The following is a 19,452-nucleotide window of genomic DNA, read 5'->3' as shown; positions in this document are numbered from 1 at the left end:
AGTCGCCGCGTCCCGACACTCGGATGCCGGCAGGCACCCGGAGCGACATCAACGGCGGGAGGAGTGCCTCGGGCCGGGCGCCCGTGCCGGCACGGGTGCCGCGAACGCCCGAGCGAGCAGCGTCACCGTGAGGACGGCGGCGATGCAGGGCGCGATGACCGCGATCGCGGTCGCGGTGGTGCCCAGCGTGCTCCAGGCTTCCCAGCGTCCAAGGGCCACGCGGACCGACTCACCGGCCGGGTGGTAGAACCCCTGGAACGCGAAGGCCAGACCGTAGGCGCCCAGTCCCACGCACGTCACCGGCACCACCAGGAGCAGTGCGCGTCGCTGGCCCGCTGGCAGCCGCGAGCCCGCCGCGTCCGTCGCGATCCCCACGCACGCAGCGAAGACCGGAACCGCGACGAAGAGGTAGCGACCCTGGAGGCCGGCGAGGTAGCCGCCGTCGACGTAGGCCTGCCAGGAGCCGTAGAGGATGATGAGCAACGTGAGGAGCGGGAGCAGCAGGAGGACCGCTAGCGGCATACGTGTGCCGCCGCCGGCGACCAGCGCCCCGACGACGGCGAGAAGGAGCGCGACGGTCATCGCCTGGCCCAGCCACGCCGGGACCGACAGCTCCATCCACCCGTAATTACCCCAGGCGCTCGAGACAAGACCTCTCCTCGCGCCACGGAGGAAAGCCAGGACGCTCGGCTCCTGACCGGTGTCGAGGTAGGGCCGTGGCGGCATGCCGTCCGGTTGGATGGCGCCGTAGAGGACGAGGTTGCGCAGCCACCACCAGCCGCCGACGGCGAACGCCACGGCCAGGGACACGAACGCTGCCCACCAGCGGGGGCGGGCCCGCGGGTTGGCACGGTGGCCGAGGACGAAGGAGATGGCCACGACGGGGATGGACGCAAGCAGGAAGCCCTTGCTCAACAGGGCGATGCCCAGAGCGATGCCCGCGCCGAGGACGAGCTTCCACGTGTGCCGTCGTGTCAGTGCCAGCGATGCCAGCCACAGCACCGTCGCCGCCGAGACGTTGGCCAGCGCGTCGTTCGTCACCGCGCTGTTGATGTGGGCCAGCTGGCTCACGCCGGTCACGGAGACGGCGGCGATGAGGGCTGCTCGCGTGGAGCCGCCGATGGCGCGGGTCGTCGCCGCCGTCAGGGGGACCAGCCAGACGACGAGGGACGCGCTGAGGAGTCGCAGCACCAGGAGCTGCTGGTCCCACCGCCAGTCCTCGCCGCCGAGGAGCTTGAGGACTAGCGCCCCGAGGGCGTAGTAGCCCGGAGGGTGCTGAGTCATCTGGTCGACGGCGGGCGGGCCGCTCCCGGCGGGAAGCTCGACCGTGCTGACGACCACGCGGTCGGCGGGGTCCCCGGGATCGAGCTCGACGAACAGCGGCGGCCCGACGCGCTCGGCCTCTCCGGGGAGAACTGCGGCCGACTGGCGGATGAACGGCTGGTCGACAGGAGCCCACCCGGCCTCGTCGACCGCGACTCGCACGCCGTCGGATATCATCGCCGTCTGCGGCTCCGGCCAGCCGCCACCCTCGAGGAGGCGCAGGACGGAGTTGAAGTGCTGGGGCTCGTCCGGTGCCCGGAAGGCCGGGGTGAGGACCGCCCAGAGCACGAGCACCGCACCGAAGAGTGCCGTCGTGGCAGCGAGGCAGCGACGGTAGTTTACGGACGACACACCACGAGCATAAGGTCCTCGCGGGCGTCGCCTGCAGCGCCGCACCAGCGCCGGTGTGACCCGGAACCTAGGGCGGTCGGTGACCGGTCGCGTATCGTGTCACGGAGTGTGGCGTCCGTGGCCGGTCGCGTGGTGCCACCGAACGACAGGCTCCTGGTGGGACATTCGCACCAGCAGTCCGCGCTAATGACGGATGGGTTGAACCAGTGAAGCTGTTTGTCCAGGTCCCGTGCCTCAACGAGGAAGAGACCTTGCCCCTCGTCCTCGAGTCGATCCCCAGGGAGATCCCGGGAATCGACCAGATCGAGATCCTCATCATCGACGACGGCTCCACCGACCGCACGATCGCGGTGGCGCAGGAGCACGGCGTGCGGCACTTCGTGCGCCACGCCCGCAACATGGGCCTGGCCCGGTCCTTCCGGGACGGTATCGACTACGCCCTGGCCCACGGCGCGGACATCGTCGTGAACACCGACGGGGACAACCAGTACCCCCAGGAACGGATCGCCGACCTCGTCCAGCCGATCATCGGCGGCCGCGCGGACATCGTCATCGCGGACCGGCAGACGAGTACCATCGCGCACTTCTCCCCGTTCAAGAAGGCGATGCAGCAGGTCGGGTCCAGCGTCGTCAACAAGGCGGCGGGGACCGCGCTGCCCGACGCCGCGTCCGGTTTCCGGGCCTACTCCAAGAACGCGCTGCTCCGCCTCAACGTCATCACGCAGTTCTCCTACTGCATGGAGACGATCATCCAGGCCGGCAACAAGCGGCTGCGGATCGCGTCGCTGCCGATCGAGACGAACCCGAAGACGCGCGAGTCCCGGCTGTTCAAGAACATCTGGCAGCACATGTTCAAGTCCGCCGGCGCGATCACGCGCTCCTTCCTCATGTTCAAGCCGCACCTCGTGCTCGGGACGCTGGGCACGCTCATGCTCATCGCCGCGCTCGTCCCGTTCGTGCGGTTCTTCGTCTTCTGGCTCCAGGGTGAGGGTGGCGGCCACGTCCAGTCCCTCATCTTCGGCACCGCGATGCTCGTCGGCGCCCTCCTGAGCTATGCGTTGCTCGTCATCGCGGACCTGCAACGGACCAACCGTGTCCTGCTCGAGGAGAGTCTCGAGCGGATCAAGGTCATGCAGTACCGCCCGCCGGCAGACGTCACTCTCGACGGCCAGCTCGGCCACGGCGCGACCGCGAAGCCGGCCACCTTCGGCGGCAACGGACATCTCGGGCTCGTCGCACCGCCGGAGAACAGCCAGCACCCGACGACTCTGGCCACGGGCGAGACCGTCGACCGGTGAGGATCCTGGCCTTTGGCACGTACGACGCCGCGAAGCACCCGCGCGTCCAGGTCCTCATCGACGGCCTACGGCGGCACGGGCACGACGTCCGGGAGCTGAACCGGCCACTGGGGCTGTCGACGGCGGACAAGGTTGAGGCCCTGCGTGACCCCCTCACCCTGCCCCGCCACGCGCTCCGGCTCGCACGTCGCTGGGTGTCACTCGTGGCCGGGGCGCCCCGCTACACCGGTCCGAACAGGCCCCAGGCCGTGCTCGTCGGCTACCTCGGGCACTTCGACGTGCTCCTCGCCCGCCTGCTGTTCCCGGGGAGCACCATCGTGCTCGACCACCTCATCTTCGCCGCAGACACCGCCCGTGACCGCGGGACACCGGACGGGCTGCGCACCCGTCTGCTGGCGGCGCTCGACGCGCTGGCCCTGCGCGCTGCCGACGTCGTGGTCGTCGACACCGACGAGCACCGCGGCCTGGTGCCCGCCTGGCACCAGGGCCGTGTCGTCGTCGTCGACGTCGGCGCCACCGACGCGTGGTTCCGCGCGGCCGAGGACGCGCGTCCTCCGGGCGGGCCGATGAGCGTCGTCTTCTTCGGCCTGTTCACGCCGCTGCAGGGCACCGAGACCGTCGGGCGGGCGCTGCGCCTGCTCCACGAGCGCGGCGTCCCGGTGCACGCCACGCTCGTGGGCACCGGCCAGGACGCCGAGGCGGTGCGCGCGCTGGTCGACGGACTTCCCGGGATCCGCTGGCACGACTGGATCGACGGCGCTGAGCTCCCTGCGCTCGTCGCCGGCCACGACGTGTGCCTGGGCATCTTCGGCACGACCGGCAAGGCCGGACGCGTCGTCCCCAACAAGGTCTACCAGGGCACCGCAGCCGGGTGCGCGGTCGTCACCAGCGACACCGCTCCGCAGCGCCGGGTGCTCGGTGACGTCGCCGAGCTCGTCCCCGCAGGGGACGCCGAGGCTCTTGCGACGGTTCTTGCCGATCTCGCTGCCAGGCCGGACCGACGGGCGGCCCTCAGCGCGGACGCGCGCGCCTGGAGCCAGGAGCGGTTCACGCCGCAGGCCGTCACCGCCCCGCTCGACCGGGCCCTGGCACGGTGAGCCGTATCCTCTCGGCACTCAGGTCGCGCTGGGCCCGGGGCATCTTCCTGCTTGCTGCACTCGGCTTCGGGGTGTGGGCGGTGAGCAGCCAGTGGACCGACGTCTCCGCGGCGCTCGCCTCGCTCTCCGCGGGGAGCATCGTCGCCGTCCTCGCCATCAGCCTCGTGTACGTGTTCCTCACCATGCTCTCGTGGCGGGCCGTGATGACCGACCTGGGTTCGCGGCTCACGGTGGCGGACGCGAGCCGCGTGTTCTTCGTGTCGCAGGTCGGCAAGTACCTGCCCGGAGGGGTGTGGAACATCGTCGCCGCGGCCGAGATGGGCGCCGACCACCTCATCCCGCGGCGGCGCTCGGTCTCGGTGATGGTCGTGTCGATCCTCGTGTCGATCGTCACCGGACTGCTCCTCGCCGTCGTCGCCGTGCTGCTCGGCCCGAGCGAGATCCGCGACGACTACTCCTGGGTGGTGTGGACCCTCCCGCTCTTCGTCGTCCTCCTCTCGCCCCCGGTCCTCAACCGGGTTCTCGGCTCGGCTCTGGCCCTCGTGCGGCGTCCGCCGCTCGAGAAGCCGCTCAGCCTCGCCGGGATCGTGCGCTCGTCGTGCTGGGCGCTCGGCGGGTGGGTCCTGGCCGGCATCCAGGTGTGGCTGATCGGGACCTGGCTCGGCATGGAGCCGGCGGTCGCGACGTTGGCGCTGGCCGTCGGCGGCTACGCGCTGGCGTGGATCGTCGGCTTCCTCGCGATCGTCGTGCCCGCTGGGGTCGGGGTGCGGGAAGCCGTTCTCGGTGCACTGCTGGCGGGCCAGCTCGGCGCGGGTGCCGTCGTCGTCACGGTGCTCCTCGCGCGGGTGATCCTCACGGCGGCGGACCTTCTCCTCGGCCTGGGGGCCATGTCGTTGCTCCGTCGCCGCAGCAGGCGCAGCGGCGTACCGCAGCAGTAGTCAGCGCCGAGGGTTCTCGGCCAGCCAGGACCACGTCGCCGCCACGCCCTCCGCGAGCGAGACACGGGGCTGCCAGCCGATCGTCTCGCGGGCCAGCGACACGTCCAGCCAGGTGGCCGGAACATCGAAGGACCGAGCGGGCTCGTGGCGGACAGGCAGCTCCGGTCGTCCGGTGACGTGCAGGACGACGTCTCGGACCTCCGCGAGGGTCGTGGCGCGGCCCGAACCGATGTTGAGTGCCGGAAGCGCGCCGTCGTGCTCGTGCAGCCTCGCCAGCGCCGACACCACGTCCTGGACGGCGACGTAGTCGCGCGCGGTGCGAAGGTCACCGAAGACCGTGATCGGCCGAGCGGCCGCGACCGCGCGGAGCCAGTGGGCGATGACGCCCTGCCCCGGGGCGGGTGGCTGTCCGGGTCCGTAGGCGTTCGAGATCCGCACCACGGTGGGGCGGGCGGCGTTCTCGGCGAGGACGGCCTCCAGCCTGGCCTTGGCCCGGCCGTAGGCGCTCGCCGGGTGCAGCGGGCTGCTCTCGTGGAAGGGCGCTCCATGGTTGCCGTACACGGTTCCCCCAGAGCTGAGGAGCACCGTGCGCGGAGTGAGGCCACGAGCGGCGAGCGCCCGGAGGAAGTCGGCGAGGTGGCGCTCGTCCGCGGCGACGAGGTCGGGGCGCTCCTCCGCGAGGAGGGGGTTGATCTGCGACGCAGCCCAGAAGACCGTCGAGACGGACCCCAGCTCCGCCGCCGGCTCACCGGAGCGGACGGCGGGCCACGTGCGGGTGAACCTGTGCACCTGCACCCCACGTTCCTCGAGGGCGTCGCAGAGCGACGAACCGAGGAAGCCACCAGCACCGACGACGGCGGCTGCACGTGAGCCGTGCGATCCTGTGAGCATGACGTTGTTCTCCCGTGCTGGCGGGCGCTTGTGATGCGCCCCCGCCTCCTGGTTCTGGCGTCGACCTTCCCGGGCCGCCCGGGGGACGGGACGCCGGAGTTCGTCTCGGACCTCGCCAGACGCGAGGCCGAGCACTTCGACACCCTAGTCCTCGTCCCCTCGGTCTCGGGTTCGGCGCCCCGTGAGAGGGACGGACGGATGGCCGTGCGCCGCTTCCGGTACTTCCCGCGGCGCTGGGAGACGCTCGCCGACGGCGCGATCATTGAGAACCTCCGGCAGCGCCCGGCGCGGTGGCTCCAGGTTGTCCCGTTCATCGTGGCCGAGGCGTTGACGACCTTGTGGGCGGTGCGCAGGCTGCGCCCCGACGTCGTGCACGCGCACTGGATCGTGCCCCAAGGTCTCGTCGCCACCGTGTGCGCGCCGCGCACCCCCCGGCTCATCACCACCCTCGGCGGGGACTTGTACGCCTTGGACGGCCCGCTCATGCGGCGGGTCAAGCGGTGGGTCGTGCGGCGCGCCGGGCACGTCACGGTGATGAACGAGGAGATGCGCCGGCGGGTGCTCGACCTCGGGGCCCGACCCGACCAGGTCTCGGTCATGCCGATGGGAGCAGACCTCAGCGGGGTCGTCCCGCGCGTGGACCGGCCCGGTGGCCACGTCCGGCTGCTGTTCGTGGGCCGCCTCGTGGAGAAGAAGGGGCTGGAGGTCCTCCTTACGGCCCTCCGGTCGGTCGATGCCGACATCAGCCTCACCGTCATCGGTGACGGGCCGCTGAGGGCCGACCTCGAGCGGCAGGCTCGCGGGCTGCCGGTGACATTCGTCGGCCAGCGCGGCCGCACCGCGCTCCGGCACGCCTACGCCGAGGCCGACGTCGTCGTCGTCCCGTCCGTCCCCGCAGCCTCCGGCGACCAGGACGGGCTGCCCGTCGTCCTGCTCGAGGCGATGGGCACCGGGTGCGCCGTCGTCGCCTCCGACCTCGCCGGGATCGACGAGGCCGTGCGCGACGGCGTCGACGGCGTCCTCACCCCGCCCGGGGACGCCGTACGTCTCGCCCAGGCGATCGACTCACTTGCCGGCGACCCGGAGCGACGCGCCGAGCTCGGACGGGCGGCGAGGGATCGGGCTGCGTCCTTCTCGGCCGACGCGGTCGGTGCTCGTTACGTCGATCTGCTCAGGACGCTCACGGAAGGTGCTAGGACGCGCCACCGACGGGGCGGGACCGCTTAGCACCGTACGCTCGCGGCTCGGTCGTCTTCATGTGTGGCGTACTGCACGCCTCGCGCCTCGCCGTAACGGGCCACGCCCTGGCTAGCCTGGCCGGGTGCGAGTGCGACGGTGGGTCACGGGCGCCGTAGCTGGAGTCCTGGCGGTCACGGGCGCACTGGCGGGAGCCACCGGTGCCGGCGCCAAGGGCGGGCAGAGCGAGGGGTGGGGCCACGACTTCTATCTGTCCGACAGCTTCAGCTCCGAGGCGAGCACCGTCTTCACCTACGGCGTCCAGACCGACCGCTACTGGGTCGGAGACTGGGACGGCAACGGGACCGACACGATCGGCTCACGCAACCTCACCAACGTCTTCTCGATCCGCAACGCCAACTCCTCGGGCCGCCCTCACCGGCAGTTCGGTTACGGCCGGCCCTGGGACGTGGTCCTCGTCGGCGACTGGGACGGTGACGGCGTCGACACGCTCGCCGTGCGGCGCGGGAACGTCTACCACGTGAAGAACTCCCTGGCGGGCGGTCCTGCCGACATCGTCCTCGCCTATGGCAGGGCCGAGGACGACGTGCTCGTCGGCGACTGGGACGCTGACGGCGTCGACACGCTCGCGGTCCGGCGAGGGGCCCAGTACTTCGTGAAGAACTCCCTGCGCGCCGGTCCGGCGGATGAGGTCGTCGTGTACGGCCGCCCCGACGACGACGTCCTCGTAGGGGACTGGGACGGCGACGGCGAGGACACCTTCACCGTGCGCCGCGGCCGGACCTACTACATGGCCGACCGGGTGCGGCCCGGACCGGCCGACCGAGTCGTCGTCTACGGCCGAGAGACGGACGGCGCCCTCAGCGGCGACTGGAACGGTGACGGGAGGGACTCCCTGGGCCTGCACCGCCTGCGCCCCGCTCTGGAACGACACGCCAACGGCTGGGTCACGCAGGCGCAGCTCGCCGGGGTGGACGCCACCTCCGGGCGCCTCGACGCCCGCAACGGGCGACTGAGCCACTCCGCGCTCTGCCCGATCCCCTTCCTCACGACCCACGCGATCAGCTGCCGGGCGGTCAACGACCTCGTCGCCTTCGACCGCGCCTACCGTGCCCGTTTCGGCTCGCCGTTGCCGATCAACCATGCGCCGTTCACGACGTACCGCAGCTACGCGGACCAGCAGTACATCTGGGAGGAGACCGGGCCTCCGACCGCCGCCCGCCCGGGCCGCTCCCCGCACGGCTACGGCCTGGCCATCGACTTCGGCGGTCGCGTCGACATCGAGTTCGGGACCCAGCCCTACCTGTGGCTGCGGGACAACGGCCCGCGCTTCGGCTGGCACAACATGCCATGGAACCGAGAGGGCGGCTCCAACCCCGAGGCCTGGCACTTCGACTACCGGCGCTGAGCCGGTCCGGACCCTGCGCCGACTAGCGCGGCGCGGGGCCCGTGCGGCCGAGCAGCCCGTCGCGCAGCCCCTGGGCCATGCGCCGGACCCGTTCCCCGCGCGGCGCCGCGAGGAGCGCGTTGAAGGCCACGTACTTGCCCAGCCAGACGACGTACCCGAGGGCCCAGCGCCAGCCGAGCAGTCCGGAGCGCACGAGGTGCACGGTGTTGCGCGTGAGGTAGTAGGTGCGCACGGGGGAGTGGACGTGCACCTCTTGCGCGCGCCCGGGGAGCTTGGTGAGGCGGTCGCCGAGGGTGTGAGCCAGCAGCGCGCCGGGGATGGCGTAGAGGCCGTACCCGGCGCGGCGCGCCCGCAGGCCCCACTCGAGGTCGACGTGGTCGATGAACCACGCCTCGTTCATCTCGCCGACGCGGTCCAGCACGGGCACAGGGACGAGGCAGCCCGAGGCGAGGAGGAAGGCCGTCTCGACGCGCTCGGCGCGGAGCTGCGCAGCACGCGCACGGCGCGGGCCCCACGTCCGCGAGACGTAGACCATCTCCTCGGTGGTGGAGCGGGTGTCCGCTGACACCGGCCCCACGGCGCCTACTGCCAGACCCTGTGCGGCTGCGTCACGGGCGCCGGCGACGAGCAGGGACACCATGTCCGGGGCCGGCATGGAGTCCTGGTCCATGAGCAGCACGTAGCGGCCACGGCGGGCGCGGGCGATCCCTGCGTTCTGTGCCGCTGCGATGCCCCGGTTCGTCGGCAGCTCCACCAGCTCGGCACCCAGCCGGGCGCACGCCTCGCGCAGTCTCTCGCGCAGCGAGGCGGCCGAGCCGTTGTCGACCACGATGACGCGCTCGCACTGCTGCGCCAGAGCCGTCAGCAGCGGGAGGGTCACGCCCGGGTCGGGCTCATAGGTGACGACGACGGCCGTGACGCCGTTCGCCGGCGGTGCCCCCTCCCCGGCCGGCGCGGGTGAGCCTGTGCCGTTCCGGCTCACGCGCGCAGCGACGCGAGGAAGTCCTGCACCTCGTCGTACCGCGGCAGCACGCCGCTGTCCTGCGCCTCACGGAGCCCGGGGGCTGCCGCGTCCTTGTCCGAGAGCCGGAGCTCGAGCGGACGGCCGTCACGCCCGGTGGTCGGCCACGCGATCCCGACCTCCTCGCTCAGCGGGTTGATCCCGTGCTCACGTCCCGGGGCGTAGGGCTCGGAGCAGAGGTAGACCACGGTGGAGTCCTCCTCCAGGGAGCAGAAGGCGTGTCCCAGTCCCTCGGAGATGTAGATCGACCGGCGGTCGACGTCGTCGAGCAGCACGCTGTCCCACTGCCCGAAGGTGGGTGAGCCCACCCGGATGTCGACGACGACGTCGAGCACCGCCCCGCGCGGGCAGGTGACGTACTTGGCCTGGGAGGGCGGCAGCTGGGCGAAGTGGATGCCGCGTACGACCCCGGCGGCCGAGACGGAGGAGTTCGCCTGCTTGAGGGCCAGGGGGTGTCCCACGGCGTCCACAAATGCCTGTTCCTTGAAGACCTCGAGGAACACGCCACGGTCGTCGCCGTGGAGCCGAGGGGTGATCTCCCAGGCACCGGGGACGCTCAACTCACGGAACTGCACGATGCTCTCCTCTGTCTGAGTGCGCCTCGACGCGGGCGCGCTGTGCTGGTGGTGGCCGGGTATCTCAGCGCTCGTGCTGCAGCAGCCCGAGCAGGTACTGGCCGTAGCCGGACTTGCGCAGGGGCTCGGCGCGCTCCTGCAGCTCGTCGTCGGTGAGAAAGCCCCTGCGCCAGGCGACCTCCTCCGGGCAGCCGATCTTCAGGCCCTGGCGGGCCTCGACCGTGCGGACGAAGGCGGTCGCATCGGCCAGGGAGTCGAAGGTCCCGGTGTCGAGCCACGCCGTACCGCGGGGCAGCACCTCGACCTGGAGGCGGCCGGCCTCCAGGTAGACGCGGTTGACGTCGGTGATCTCGTACTCCCCGCGCGCCGACGGCTGCAGGTCGCGCGCGATGGCGACGACGTCGTTGTCGTAGAAGTACAGGCCCGGTACCGCGTAGGAGCTCTTCGGGCGTGCCGGCTTCTCCTCGATGGACAGCGCGCGGAAGCTGTCGTCGAACTCGACGACGCCGTACGCGGTGGGCTCGGCCACGTGGTAGGCGAACACGGCCGCGCCGTCGATCTGCTCGAAGCGGCTCAGCGTGGTGCCCATGCCTGGCCCGTAGAAGATGTTGTCGCCCAGGACCAGGGCGGCGTCGTCGTCGCCGATGAAGTCCGCGCCGAGCACAAAGGCCTGGGCCAGCCCGTTGGGCTCCGCCTGGACCGCGTAGCTGATCGAGATGCCGAACTGCGAGCCGTCACCGAGCAGGCGGCGGAAGGACTCGGCGTCGTGCGGCGTGGTGATGACGAGAACGTCGCGGATCCCGGCCAGCATGAGGGTGGTCAGCGGGTAGTAGATCATCGGCTTGTCGTAGACCGGCACCAGCTGCTTGCTCACGCCCTGGGTGATCGGGTGCAGGCGCGTGCCGGATCCCCCGGCCAGAATGATTCCTCGCATGCGCACAGTCTGGCCCAAGGCCGGTGCCGATGGAACTCAGGGGTCAGGCGGGCGCCGGTAGGGTGTCCCAGATGCCCGAGCCCACCGGAGCCTGCGAGCCCGCGAGCGGTCGTGCCCTTCCGTGGCACGTGGTCCTCGCGGTTCTCGCGGCCGTGTCGGTGGCGCTCGTCGCCGTCAGCTACGTCACCCTCGTGCTCATGACGCACCGGTTTTTCCAGGTCGGTGGCGGGGGGCACGCCTATCTCAACGTCGGCGTCGAGGCGAACGTGCCGACGTGGTGGTCGGTCACCATGCTCACCGTCGGCGCCACGCTCATGCTCCTGCTCGCGTGGCTCCTGCACGGCGAGCGGCGCGGCGGGGCCTGGGTGTGCGTGGCCATCGGCGTGCTGCTGCTCGGCTTCTCCCTGGACGAGCTTGCCTCCCTGCACGAGCACCTGCACCGCGTGGGGGGCCTGCTCGTCTCGGCCCAGACACTGCCGTACGTCTGGCTGGCGGTCGGCGTCCCGCTCGCCCTCGGCATCGTCGTGGTCGTCGTGCTCCTCGCCCGACGCATCCCGAGGGCCGTGCGTCCGCTCCTGCTCGCCGGCTTGGCGACGTTCTTCGCGGGCGCCGTGGGCATGGAGCTCGTGGGCAGCCAGCTTGTCGCCACCGCGGGCGAGCACAGCACGGCGGTCGTGGCCGCCTACCACCTCGAGGAGGGGCTGGAGATGGTGGGAGCGGCGCTCATGGCCGTGGCGCCGCTGCGGGCGCTGCGGGTGGACAGATCTACACCGGGCACCGTCCTCATCGTGGCCGCGCGCTGAGACTGCGCCGGTTCAGCAGCGCACGGCGGCGTGCTCGGCGGCCTGGATCGCGTCGAAGCGGCTGGAGTCGACGTCCTCGCCGAGGAGCACGAGGGAACCGCCTGCGCGCCAGGCGGCGACAGCGTGCGCGAGCATCTCGACGTGGTCGCGCGGCGCGCACAGGACGCGCGGGCGCTCCTCGTCCCGGTGGCAGGCGGGGGTCTGCTCGCGGCACCACTCGGCGAGCTCGCCGTAGGGCACCGGACCACCGGTGGAGCCGGCGATCTCCGGTCCTGAGAGCGCGTTGTCCTCGCCGCCCGGCTCCTGGACGAACCCGAGGTAGTCCCCGTAGGTCATGAGGGCGGCGGCGGCGTCGACCGCTCCGGCGGGGATCGGCTCCTCGACGTGCATCGCCAGGGCCGGCAGGGCGACGACGAGCACGAGCCCCGCGCTCGGTGCACCCGAGGGGCGGGCGGTGACCGCGATGTCCGGCTCCTCGGCCGTCTCGTCCGGCACGAAGACCGACTCGTCGTCGCTCACGTCCGGCCCGTCCTCCTCCGCGTACGCGGGCTCGTCGTCGGTGTCGTCCTCCACGGCGCCGTCCTCCTCGGCGGGCAGCACGAGCTCGCCGCCCGCGCACCAGGTCGCCATCGCCCACACGAGGGCGCGCCAGTGCACCGGCACGTCCAGGAGCACCCGCGAGCCGGGCTCGACCTCACCCTCCTCCACGAGGAGGTTGGTGGCCTTGGTGACCCAGTTGGCCAGGACGCGTCCGGACAGCTCGACGCGCTCGTCCTCGGCGCCGTACCAGGTGAGGCGGGGCTGGTTCGGCTCGTCCCCGGTGAGGAGGTCGAGCACCTTCGTCGCGATGCTCATGGGCTGAGCCTAGTCCGCGCAGCGCGTGCAGCGGGAGGGAGCGGCGGGGTCCGTCCCACGGCCGGCCAGGGCCGCGGTGCTCGGCGGAGGGGCGGGCCCACTCCCGCATCGTTACGCTGTGCGCACTTGGTCGGCGGCCGGCAGGGCGCCTCGGGGGCTCTCGCCCACCGCGGGCGCCTGCGTGGCCGCCGGCGCCACGCACGGGAGGGGCATCCATTGAGTCCATCGAGGAGACGGTCGCGGGACGTCGCGCACGCCGCCGACGCCGTCGAGCCCGTCGCCGAGCCACAGCCTGCCGAGAGAGCGGCGCCGGGCCTGTGGTCCGACGGCTTCGGTCGCGTCGGCACGCGGTCCCTGCAGGTGCTGGCCGTCGCCGCGGTCCTCGCCGTCCTCGTGTTCGTGCTCACCCGGCTGACGCTCGTCGTCATCCCGGTGCTCATCGCGCTCGTCCTGTCCGCCGCGATCTCCCCGCTCGTCTCCTTCCTGCGGCGCAAAGGCCTGCCGTCCCTCCTCGCCACGTGGATCGCCCTCATCGCGATCATCGCCGCGCTCGGCGGGGTGGTCTGGCTCGTGACGCTCGCCGTGGTGAACCAGTGGGACGAGCTTCGAGCCCAGGCGCTGGACGGCTTTGCCGAGCTCCAGGACTACGTGCGGGACCTGCCCGTCGAGATCGGCCAGGAGCAGATCGACTCCGCCCTGGAGTCGGCTGCCGGGCTGCTCCAGTCCAGCGCGGTCAGCTCGGGCGCGATCGCCGGCGCCTCGCAGACCGTCGACTTCGTCGCGGGCTTCTTCATCATGGTCGTCGTGCTGTTCTTCTTCCTCAAGGACGGCCCGAAGCTGTGGGAGTTCCTCCTGCGCCCCCTCGAGGGGCACCGATACCGGCGGGGCCAGCGCGTCGGGGACGCGACGGTCCGCACGCTCGGCGGCTACGTCCGTGGCACGGCGATCATCGCGGCGGTCGACGCCGTCTTCATCGGCATCGGCCTGGCGATCGTCGGGGTGCCGCTGGCGATCCCGCTGTCGGTGCTCGTGTTCCTCGGTGCCTTCGTGCCTCTCGTCGGCGCGACCATCGCCGGCATCCTCGCCGCGCTCGTCGCGCTCGTCGCCATGGGACCGGTCGAGGCGCTCGTCGTCGTCGCGATCGTCATCGGCGTCAACCAGCTCGAGGGCGACTTCCTCCAGCCGATCGTCATGGGCCGGACGCTGAACCTGCACCCCCTCGTCATCCTCGTGGCGCTCACGGCGGGGACCGTGCTCGCCGGCCTCACCGGGGCGGTGCTGGCCGTGCCGATCACCGCCTCGATCTGGCGGGCGGTCCAGGTGTGGGACGGTCCGGACCTTCCCGCGCGTTTCGCGCGGAAGAAGCGTGAGGAGTCGGTCTGACGCCGTCGCTGGTGCCGGTGGGGCGCCTGTGACCGGAGGACGGCGTGAATAAGCCCTCATAGCATCGTTCGGCTTGACGAGACGCGTATGACACGCGTGTAATTCACCAAGGAGATGCGACCGGTCGACGATGGGAAGAGCAGTGTGGAACATTCTCGGTGATGGTCCGCTGACGACCGGGGTCACGGCGGGTGCGCAGCAGGGGCTGTACGCCATCGACGAGCTCCCCGACGAGGGGCTGCTCGGCTGGCAGGAGCGTGCGCTGTGCGCACAGACCGACCCGGAGGCCTTCTTCCCGGAGAAGGGCGGGTCCACCCGCGAGGCCAAGCGTGTGTGCACGGCGTGCGACGTGCGCGCCGAGTGCCTCGAGTACGCCCTCGCCAACGACGAGCGTTTCGGCATCTGGGGCGGCCTCTCGGAGCGGGAGCGTCGCAAGCTCAAGCGCCGGGCTGTCTGATGCTTGATGTCGGCCACTGACGCCGGCGCCGCCACGACCCTCGCTGTCGTGGTGAGCCCCGGCGTCTCGCCGTACCTGCCGCAGACCTTGCGGGGGCTGGCGGAGCAGACGCGTCCCGTCGGGACCGTCGTCGTCGTCGACACGAGCGCCCCCGGCCGCGAGGTGGGCACGGGTGTGCCCGTCCACGCGGCGATCGACGCCGCGGGGCTGCGCGAGATCTCCACCGTGCGGGTGCTGCGGGTCCCCGCGCCGCGCACCTTCGGCGCGGCCGTGCGTGCCGCGCTCGCGGAGCACGGCGGGACGGGAGAGCCGGAGCCGGAGCCCTGGCTGTGGCTCCTCCACGACGACTCCGCGCCCGGGCCCCGCGCCCACGCCGAGCTCCTCCGCGCGGGGGAGTCCGGCCCGTCGGTCGCGGTCGCCGGCCCCAAGCAGCGTGACTGGGCCCGCCCCGACCTCCTCCTCGAGGCGGGCGTCCGCGCCACGTCCACCGGCCGGCGCGTCCCCGACATCGAGGACGGCGAGATCGACCAGGGCCAGCACGACGCCCGCGAGGACGTCCTCGCCGTCGGGACGGCCGGCGCGCTCGTCCGGCGCACCGTCTGGGACGAGCTCGGCGGGCCCGACCCCGCGCTCGGCCCCTTCGGCGACGGCCTGGACCTGTCCCAGCGTGCCTGGCTCGCCGGCCACCGCGTCGTCGTCGTGCCCGGCGCCGTCGTCCACCACGCGCGGGCCTCCTACCAGGGCCTGCGCGACCTCTCCTCCCCGGGTCCCGACCCGCAGACCGTGCCCGACCCCCGCCGGTCCTTTGCCGCCCGCCGCCGCTCCCAGCTCTTCCTGTGGCTCACCTCGACGCCGTGGTACTGGGTGCCACTCGTCGTCCTGGCGATCCTCGCACTCGCCCCGGTGCGGGCGCTGTGGCGCGTCGCGACCAAGGAGATCACCCTCGTGGGCGCCGAGATGCGCGCCGCGGCAGAGGTCCTCGCGCGGCCCGCTGCCGTGTGGCGCGCGCGGCGCCGGCACCGGGCCACCCGCCAGGTCTCGGTGCGCCACCTGCGTCCACTGCGCGCCTCCTGGCACGACATCGCCCGCGCGAAGCGTGACGAGCGCCGCTCCCAGGCCGCCGGCCGCGCCCACCGCGTGGCCCCGAGCGAGCTGGAGATCCGCGAGCGCGCGGCCCTTGCCCGGCGGCGGCGCGGCACCCTCGCCCTCGTACTCCTCGGCCTCACCACCGTTGCGCTCGTCTCCGTCGGTCCCCTTCTCACCGCGGGCGCGCTGCGGGGGGGCGCCCTGGCGCCGCTCGACGCCGCCGCCCGCGAGCTGTGGCAGACGGCCACGTCCGCGTGGGTCCCCGCAGGCCTCGGTCACGCCGGCCCGGCAGACCCGCTCCTCTCCGTCCTCGCCGTCGCCGCGCTCCCGCTCGCCGGCGCGAGCGGCAACGTCCTCACGACGGCGCTGCTCGTCCTCGCCGTGCCGCTCGCCGGGCTGGCGGCCTGGTTCGCCGCCGGCGCCGCCACCCGCTCGGTGCTCCTGCGCGCGTGGGCGGCGGTCGTGTGGGCCCTGGCCCCCGCGTTGCTCGTGAGCCTCGGCCAGGGGCGCCTCGGCGCCGTCCTCGCCCACCTCACCCTGCCGTGGGCGGCGCTCGGCGTCGCGCGGGCCGTGGGCGTGCACCGCCGCGACGTCATCCTCTCCGGCCTCGCCGACGCCAGGCGCACCGCGGACGACGAGGACCCCGCAGCCGGGCAGCTCCCCGCCGTCGCGGCGCCCGCGGCAGACGCGCCGGCGACCAGCGGCTCGATCTCGGCGGCCGCCGGCGGTGGTCTGGCGCTCGCCGTCGCCTGCGCCGGCGCGCCCGTCCTCCTGCCCGGAGCGGTGGTCGTCCTCGTCCTCCTCGCGCTCGTCGTGCCCCGCCGCCGGCGCCTGCTCGCGCTCGTGGCCGTCCCCCCGCTCCTCCTCCTCGGCCCGCTGCTCACCGCGGCCCTCGCCACGCTCCCCGAGGGCGGCTGGCGCGTGATCGTCGCCGACCCCGGGGTGCCGCTCGCCTCCGACCCCGGAGCCTCCTGGCTCGCGGCGCTCGGCTGGCCCCTCGCCGTGCCCGGGCTGACCGGCCTCACGGAGCCCTGGCCCACCGTCCTCGCGCTGGCGGGTGGCGCCGCCGTGGCCCTCGTCGCGGTCCTCGCCCTGCTGCGCGGCTCGGGCCGCGCGCGGGCCGTCCGCGCCGGCTGGGTCGCCGTCGTCGTCGGCCTGGCGACGGCCCTGCTGTCGACGCGCACCCCCGTGGCGGTCGGCCGCGACGTGGCCGGCGAGGCGCAGCTCGTCCACGGCTGGGCCGGCGCCGGCACCTCACTCGCCCTGCTCGGGCTGCTCGTCGCGACGACGGCGGGCGGTGACGGGCTGCGCGAGTGGCTCACCGCCCGCAGCTTCGGCTGGCGCCAGCTCTCCGCGGGCGTCGTCACCGCCGTCATGGTCCTGGGCCCGCTCGCGACCGCGGGCGGGTGGCTCGCCACGGTCGTCGACCAGCGCGGGCAGGCGGGCACCCTGCTCGCCCTCGAGGGCCGAGACGCGCCGCCCGTCCCAGCACTCGCCCGTGAGCTCCAGACGAGCCCCGAGCGGGCACGCGTGCTCGCGCTCCGTGCGGAGGGGAAGAGCGTGCGGGCCGAGGTGTGGCGCCACGCGGGCCCCCAGCTGAGCGAGACCTCCACGGCGGTGGCGGCGCGGGGCCTTCGCCCCGGCGGTGCGCCAGCCGCACCGGACGACGCCACCGCCGAGCTGCACGGGCTCGTCGCCGAGCTCGCCACCGGGACCGCTGACGCGGCCGGCGAGCAGCTCGGCCGTCTCGCCGTCGGGGTCGTCCTCGTCCCGCCCGTCGCGGACGCGGAGGCCGCGACCACCCGCCAGGACCTCGTCGCCCGGCTTGATGCCACCGCCGGGCTCGAGCGGGTCACGGAGAACGCCTCCGGCGTCATCTGGCGCACCTCGCAGTCCACCGGTGCTGCCGGAGCGGCGCAGTCCGTGGCCCGCGCCCAGGTGGTGTCTGCGGACGGAGACGCCCTCGCCTCCCTGCCGGCGCGGCCGGTTGGTGCGAGCGGTCGTGTCGACGCGGGGGAGGAGGGCCGCCGCCTCGTCCTCGCCGAGCGGGCCGACCCCGCCTGGCGGGCCACCTACAACGGCCGCCCGCTGCGGGCGACCACCGACGGCTGGCGGCAGGCCTTCGAGCTGCCGGCCCACACCGGCCGCCTGGAGCTCACCTACGAGCCCGCGTGGCTCACGCCGTGGCGCGTGGCCCAGGCCGTGGGCCTGGGGCTCACCGTGCTGCTCGCCGTGCCCGTGCGGCGCCGACGGGAGGAGACGACATGAGCGCCCCCACCAGCCGGCGGGTGCTGCGCCGGGTGACCACCGCCGTCTCCGGCGCGGCCCTGCTCGCCGCCGCCGCCGGCGTCGCGCTCGCCGGGCGGGCCGTGCCCGTGGACGTCGTCGCGCTCGAGGACGTCGTCGTGCCGGTCGACGCCGCTACCGTGGCCCAGGTCTGCGCCGGGCCGCCGCGCCTCGCCACCGCTGTTGCCGGGGAGGACCTCGGCTACGACGAGTTCGACCCGGAGGGCTCGGGCACGAGCACCGTGCTCGACGTCGTCACCCTCGCCCGCAGCGAGGACCAGTTACCTGGCGCGTTGCGGCTGCGGCCCGCGCTCGACGCCCCCGCCGGTGACGAGGTGCCCCTCACCGGCACCGCCCGCCTCGCGCAGCGCACCGACGCCGGTGAGACGACCGTCCTCGAGGCGGAGCCCGTGGAGGACGTCGTCGCGCTCGTCGCGGGGACCAACGTGGCCGTCACCGAGGCCGGCGACCTCCGCGGCCTGGCGGCCACGTCGTGCCAGAGCCCGTCCACCTCGGCGTGGCTCGTCGGCGGCTCGACCCAGCCCGGCGACTCTGCCCAGCTCGTCCTGTCGAACGTCGGGCAGACCCCGGCAAGCGTCACGCTCAGCGGCTGGGGGAGCACCGGGGCCCTGGACCTCTCCACCGCCGGGACCGTCCTCGTCCCGGCCGGCGGTCAGCGCATCGTCCTGCTCGAGGCCCTGGCCGCCGACCCGAGGATCGCCGTCCACGTCGCCGCGACCGGCGGTGAGGTGACCGCCCTCGTCCAGGACAGCCGGCTGCGGGGGCTCGTCCCCGCGGGGACCGACCTCGTCGCCCCCTCGGTGCCACCCGCCGAGAGCGTCGTCGTCCCCGGCATCTTCCTCGGCCAGAGCTCGGGGGAGGAGGCGGACGCCCCCGCCGTCCGCGTCGTCAACCCCGGTGAGGAGACCGCGACCGTCACCCTCGAGCTGCTCGGCACCGAGGGGCCCGAGGCCGTGCCCGGTGCCGAGGAGCTCGTCCTGGACCCGGGCGCCGTCGTCGACATCTCCCTCACGGGTATCCCCGAGGGGGCCTGGTCGGCGGTCGTCAGCGCCGACCTCCCCGTCACCGCCGCCGCCGTGACGACGACCGTCGGCAGCGCGAGCGAGGAGGATCCGGGCAGCGCGCCCGTCGACCGCGCCTGGGCGCCGGCGGTCCCCGCGCTCGCCTCCGGCGTCGTGGCCGTGCCCGGCGACGGCGTCTCCTCCGCGTCCCTCGTCCTGGCCAACCCGACGGACGACCCCGTCGCCGTCGCGCTCGTGCCGGTGCTGCGCGACGGCACCCGCGGGGCCACGGTGACCCGCACCCTCGGTCCGCGCACCACCCTGCGTGAGAACGCGGCTGCCCTCGCCGACGGCGACGTGGCCGCGCTCGAGGTCCGCGCCGCGGACGGCATCGTCCACGGCGGCGTCATGTTCACGGCGTCCGCACCCGACGGCAGCCTCATGTCCTTTGTGCCGCTCACCGAGGACGCCCGCGCGGCCAGTGCCGTGCCGCTCGCACCCGCCCCCCGCCCGCTCGGCTGAGAGGG

The 19,452-nt window shown here is 73.5% G+C and carries 16 protein-coding genes; 10 read left to right on the top strand and 6 right to left on the bottom strand.

All coding sequences use genetic code 11. The annotated features are described in order from the left end of the window. Nucleotides 1-48 precede the first annotated feature (48 nt). A complete protein-coding gene (locus M3148_RS08605) occupies nucleotides 49-1,674 on the bottom strand; it encodes a DUF2142 domain-containing protein (protein ID WP_251304263.1) in 1,626 nt (541 codons plus the stop codon). 206 nt (nucleotides 1,675-1,880) lie between these two features. Between M3148_RS08605 and M3148_RS08600 the strand changes: the two genes are divergently transcribed. Genes M3148_RS08600 through M3148_RS08590 form a run of 3 tightly spaced genes read left to right on the top strand, consistent with a single transcriptional unit; the run spans nucleotide 1,881 to nucleotide 5,007 of the window. Then, nucleotides 1,881-2,972 carry a glycosyltransferase family 2 protein gene (locus tag M3148_RS08600; protein WP_251304262.1) on the top strand — a complete coding sequence of 364 codons (1,092 nt, stop codon included), beginning with the start codon at nucleotides 1,881-1,883 and terminating at the stop codon, nucleotides 2,970-2,972. Then, nucleotides 2,969-4,069, top strand: a complete 1,101-nt coding sequence (locus M3148_RS08595; RefSeq protein WP_251304261.1) for a glycosyltransferase family 4 protein — start codon at nucleotides 2,969-2,971, stop codon at nucleotides 4,067-4,069. Before M3148_RS08600 ends, M3148_RS08595 begins: the two co-directional genes overlap by 4 nt. Further along, complete coding sequence (locus M3148_RS08590; RefSeq protein WP_251304260.1) at nucleotides 4,066-5,007, top strand: lysylphosphatidylglycerol synthase domain-containing protein; 942 nt, start codon at nucleotides 4,066-4,068, stop codon at nucleotides 5,005-5,007. Before M3148_RS08595 ends, M3148_RS08590 begins: the two co-directional genes overlap by 4 nt. On the opposite strand, the gene M3148_RS08585 is transcribed toward M3148_RS08590, so the two are convergent. Next, nucleotides 5,008-5,898 carry an NAD-dependent epimerase/dehydratase family protein gene (locus M3148_RS08585; RefSeq protein ID WP_251304259.1) on the bottom strand — a complete coding sequence of 297 codons (891 nt, stop codon included), beginning with the start codon at nucleotides 5,896-5,898 and terminating at the stop codon, nucleotides 5,008-5,010. Between the two features lie 33 nt (nucleotides 5,899-5,931). Between M3148_RS08585 and M3148_RS08580 the strand changes: the two genes are divergently transcribed. Then, nucleotides 5,932-7,125 carry a glycosyltransferase family 4 protein gene (locus tag M3148_RS08580; protein WP_251304258.1) on the top strand — a complete coding sequence of 398 codons (1,194 nt, stop codon included), beginning with the start codon at nucleotides 5,932-5,934 and terminating at the stop codon, nucleotides 7,123-7,125. 94 nt (nucleotides 7,126-7,219) lie between these two features. After that, a complete protein-coding gene (locus tag M3148_RS18290; RefSeq protein ID WP_251304257.1) occupies nucleotides 7,220-8,503 on the top strand; it encodes a M15 family metallopeptidase in 1,284 nt (427 codons plus the stop codon). A gap of 22 nt (nucleotides 8,504-8,525) precedes the next feature. On the opposite strand, the gene M3148_RS08570 is transcribed toward M3148_RS18290, so the two are convergent. The 3 genes from M3148_RS08570 to rfbA all read right to left on the bottom strand — a co-directional run bounded on the left by M3148_RS08570 (nucleotide 8,526) and on the right by rfbA (nucleotide 11,033). Continuing rightward, the gene (locus M3148_RS08570; protein WP_251304256.1) at nucleotides 8,526-9,485 is read right to left on the bottom strand and encodes a glycosyltransferase family 2 protein; all 960 of its coding nucleotides are present in this window, start codon (nucleotides 9,483-9,485) and stop codon (nucleotides 8,526-8,528) included. Next, on the bottom strand, nucleotides 9,482-10,099 hold the full coding sequence (locus M3148_RS08565; RefSeq protein ID WP_251304255.1) for a dTDP-4-dehydrorhamnose 3,5-epimerase family protein: 618 nt from the start codon (nucleotides 10,097-10,099) through the stop codon (nucleotides 9,482-9,484). Before M3148_RS08565 ends, M3148_RS08570 begins: the two co-directional genes overlap by 4 nt. 64 nt (nucleotides 10,100-10,163) lie before the next feature. Further along, on the bottom strand, nucleotides 10,164-11,033 hold the full coding sequence (rfbA, locus tag M3148_RS08560; protein ID WP_251304254.1) for a glucose-1-phosphate thymidylyltransferase RfbA: 870 nt from the start codon (nucleotides 11,031-11,033) through the stop codon (nucleotides 10,164-10,166). Between the two features lie 71 nt (nucleotides 11,034-11,104). Between rfbA and M3148_RS08555 the strand changes: the two genes are divergently transcribed. After that, nucleotides 11,105-11,836, top strand: coding sequence for a hypothetical protein (locus tag M3148_RS08555; protein ID WP_251304253.1), 732 nt, complete (start codon nucleotides 11,105-11,107; stop codon nucleotides 11,834-11,836). A 12-nt stretch (nucleotides 11,837-11,848) separates the two neighbouring features. Here M3148_RS08555 and M3148_RS08550 read toward each other — a convergent pair whose 3' ends face one another. Continuing rightward, entirely contained in the window at nucleotides 11,849-12,691 is an 843-nt protein-coding gene (locus M3148_RS08550) for a TIGR03089 family protein (protein ID WP_251304252.1), read from the bottom strand. Nucleotides 12,692-12,907: 216 nt separating this feature from the next. Between M3148_RS08550 and M3148_RS08545 the strand changes: the two genes are divergently transcribed. From M3148_RS08545 to M3148_RS08530, 4 genes are all read left to right on the top strand, one after another. Further along, nucleotides 12,908-14,074 carry an AI-2E family transporter gene (locus M3148_RS08545; protein ID WP_251304251.1) on the top strand — a complete coding sequence of 389 codons (1,167 nt, stop codon included), beginning with the start codon at nucleotides 12,908-12,910 and terminating at the stop codon, nucleotides 14,072-14,074. 130 nt (nucleotides 14,075-14,204) lie between these two features. Beyond that, complete coding sequence (locus M3148_RS08540) at nucleotides 14,205-14,531, top strand: WhiB family transcriptional regulator (protein WP_285883851.1); 327 nt, start codon at nucleotides 14,205-14,207, stop codon at nucleotides 14,529-14,531. A gap of 6 nt (nucleotides 14,532-14,537) precedes the next feature. Further along, a complete protein-coding gene (locus M3148_RS08535) occupies nucleotides 14,538-17,885 on the top strand; it encodes a glycosyltransferase (RefSeq protein WP_251304250.1) in 3,348 nt (1,115 codons plus the stop codon). Beyond that, entirely contained in the window at nucleotides 17,882-19,447 is a 1,566-nt protein-coding gene (locus M3148_RS08530; RefSeq protein ID WP_251304249.1) for a DUF5719 family protein, read from the top strand. The genes M3148_RS08535 and M3148_RS08530 overlap by 4 nt, the downstream gene beginning before the upstream one ends. Nucleotides 19,448-19,452: the final 5 nt, after the last annotated feature.

The organism is Georgenia satyanarayanai (assembly GCF_023715365.1).
In the GTDB taxonomy this organism is placed as follows: Bacteria; Actinomycetota; Actinomycetes; order Actinomycetales; family Actinomycetaceae; genus Oceanitalea; species Oceanitalea satyanarayanai_B.
Note: the sequence above shows the minus strand (reverse complement) of the source record. Positions and strands in the feature narration are given on the sequence as shown.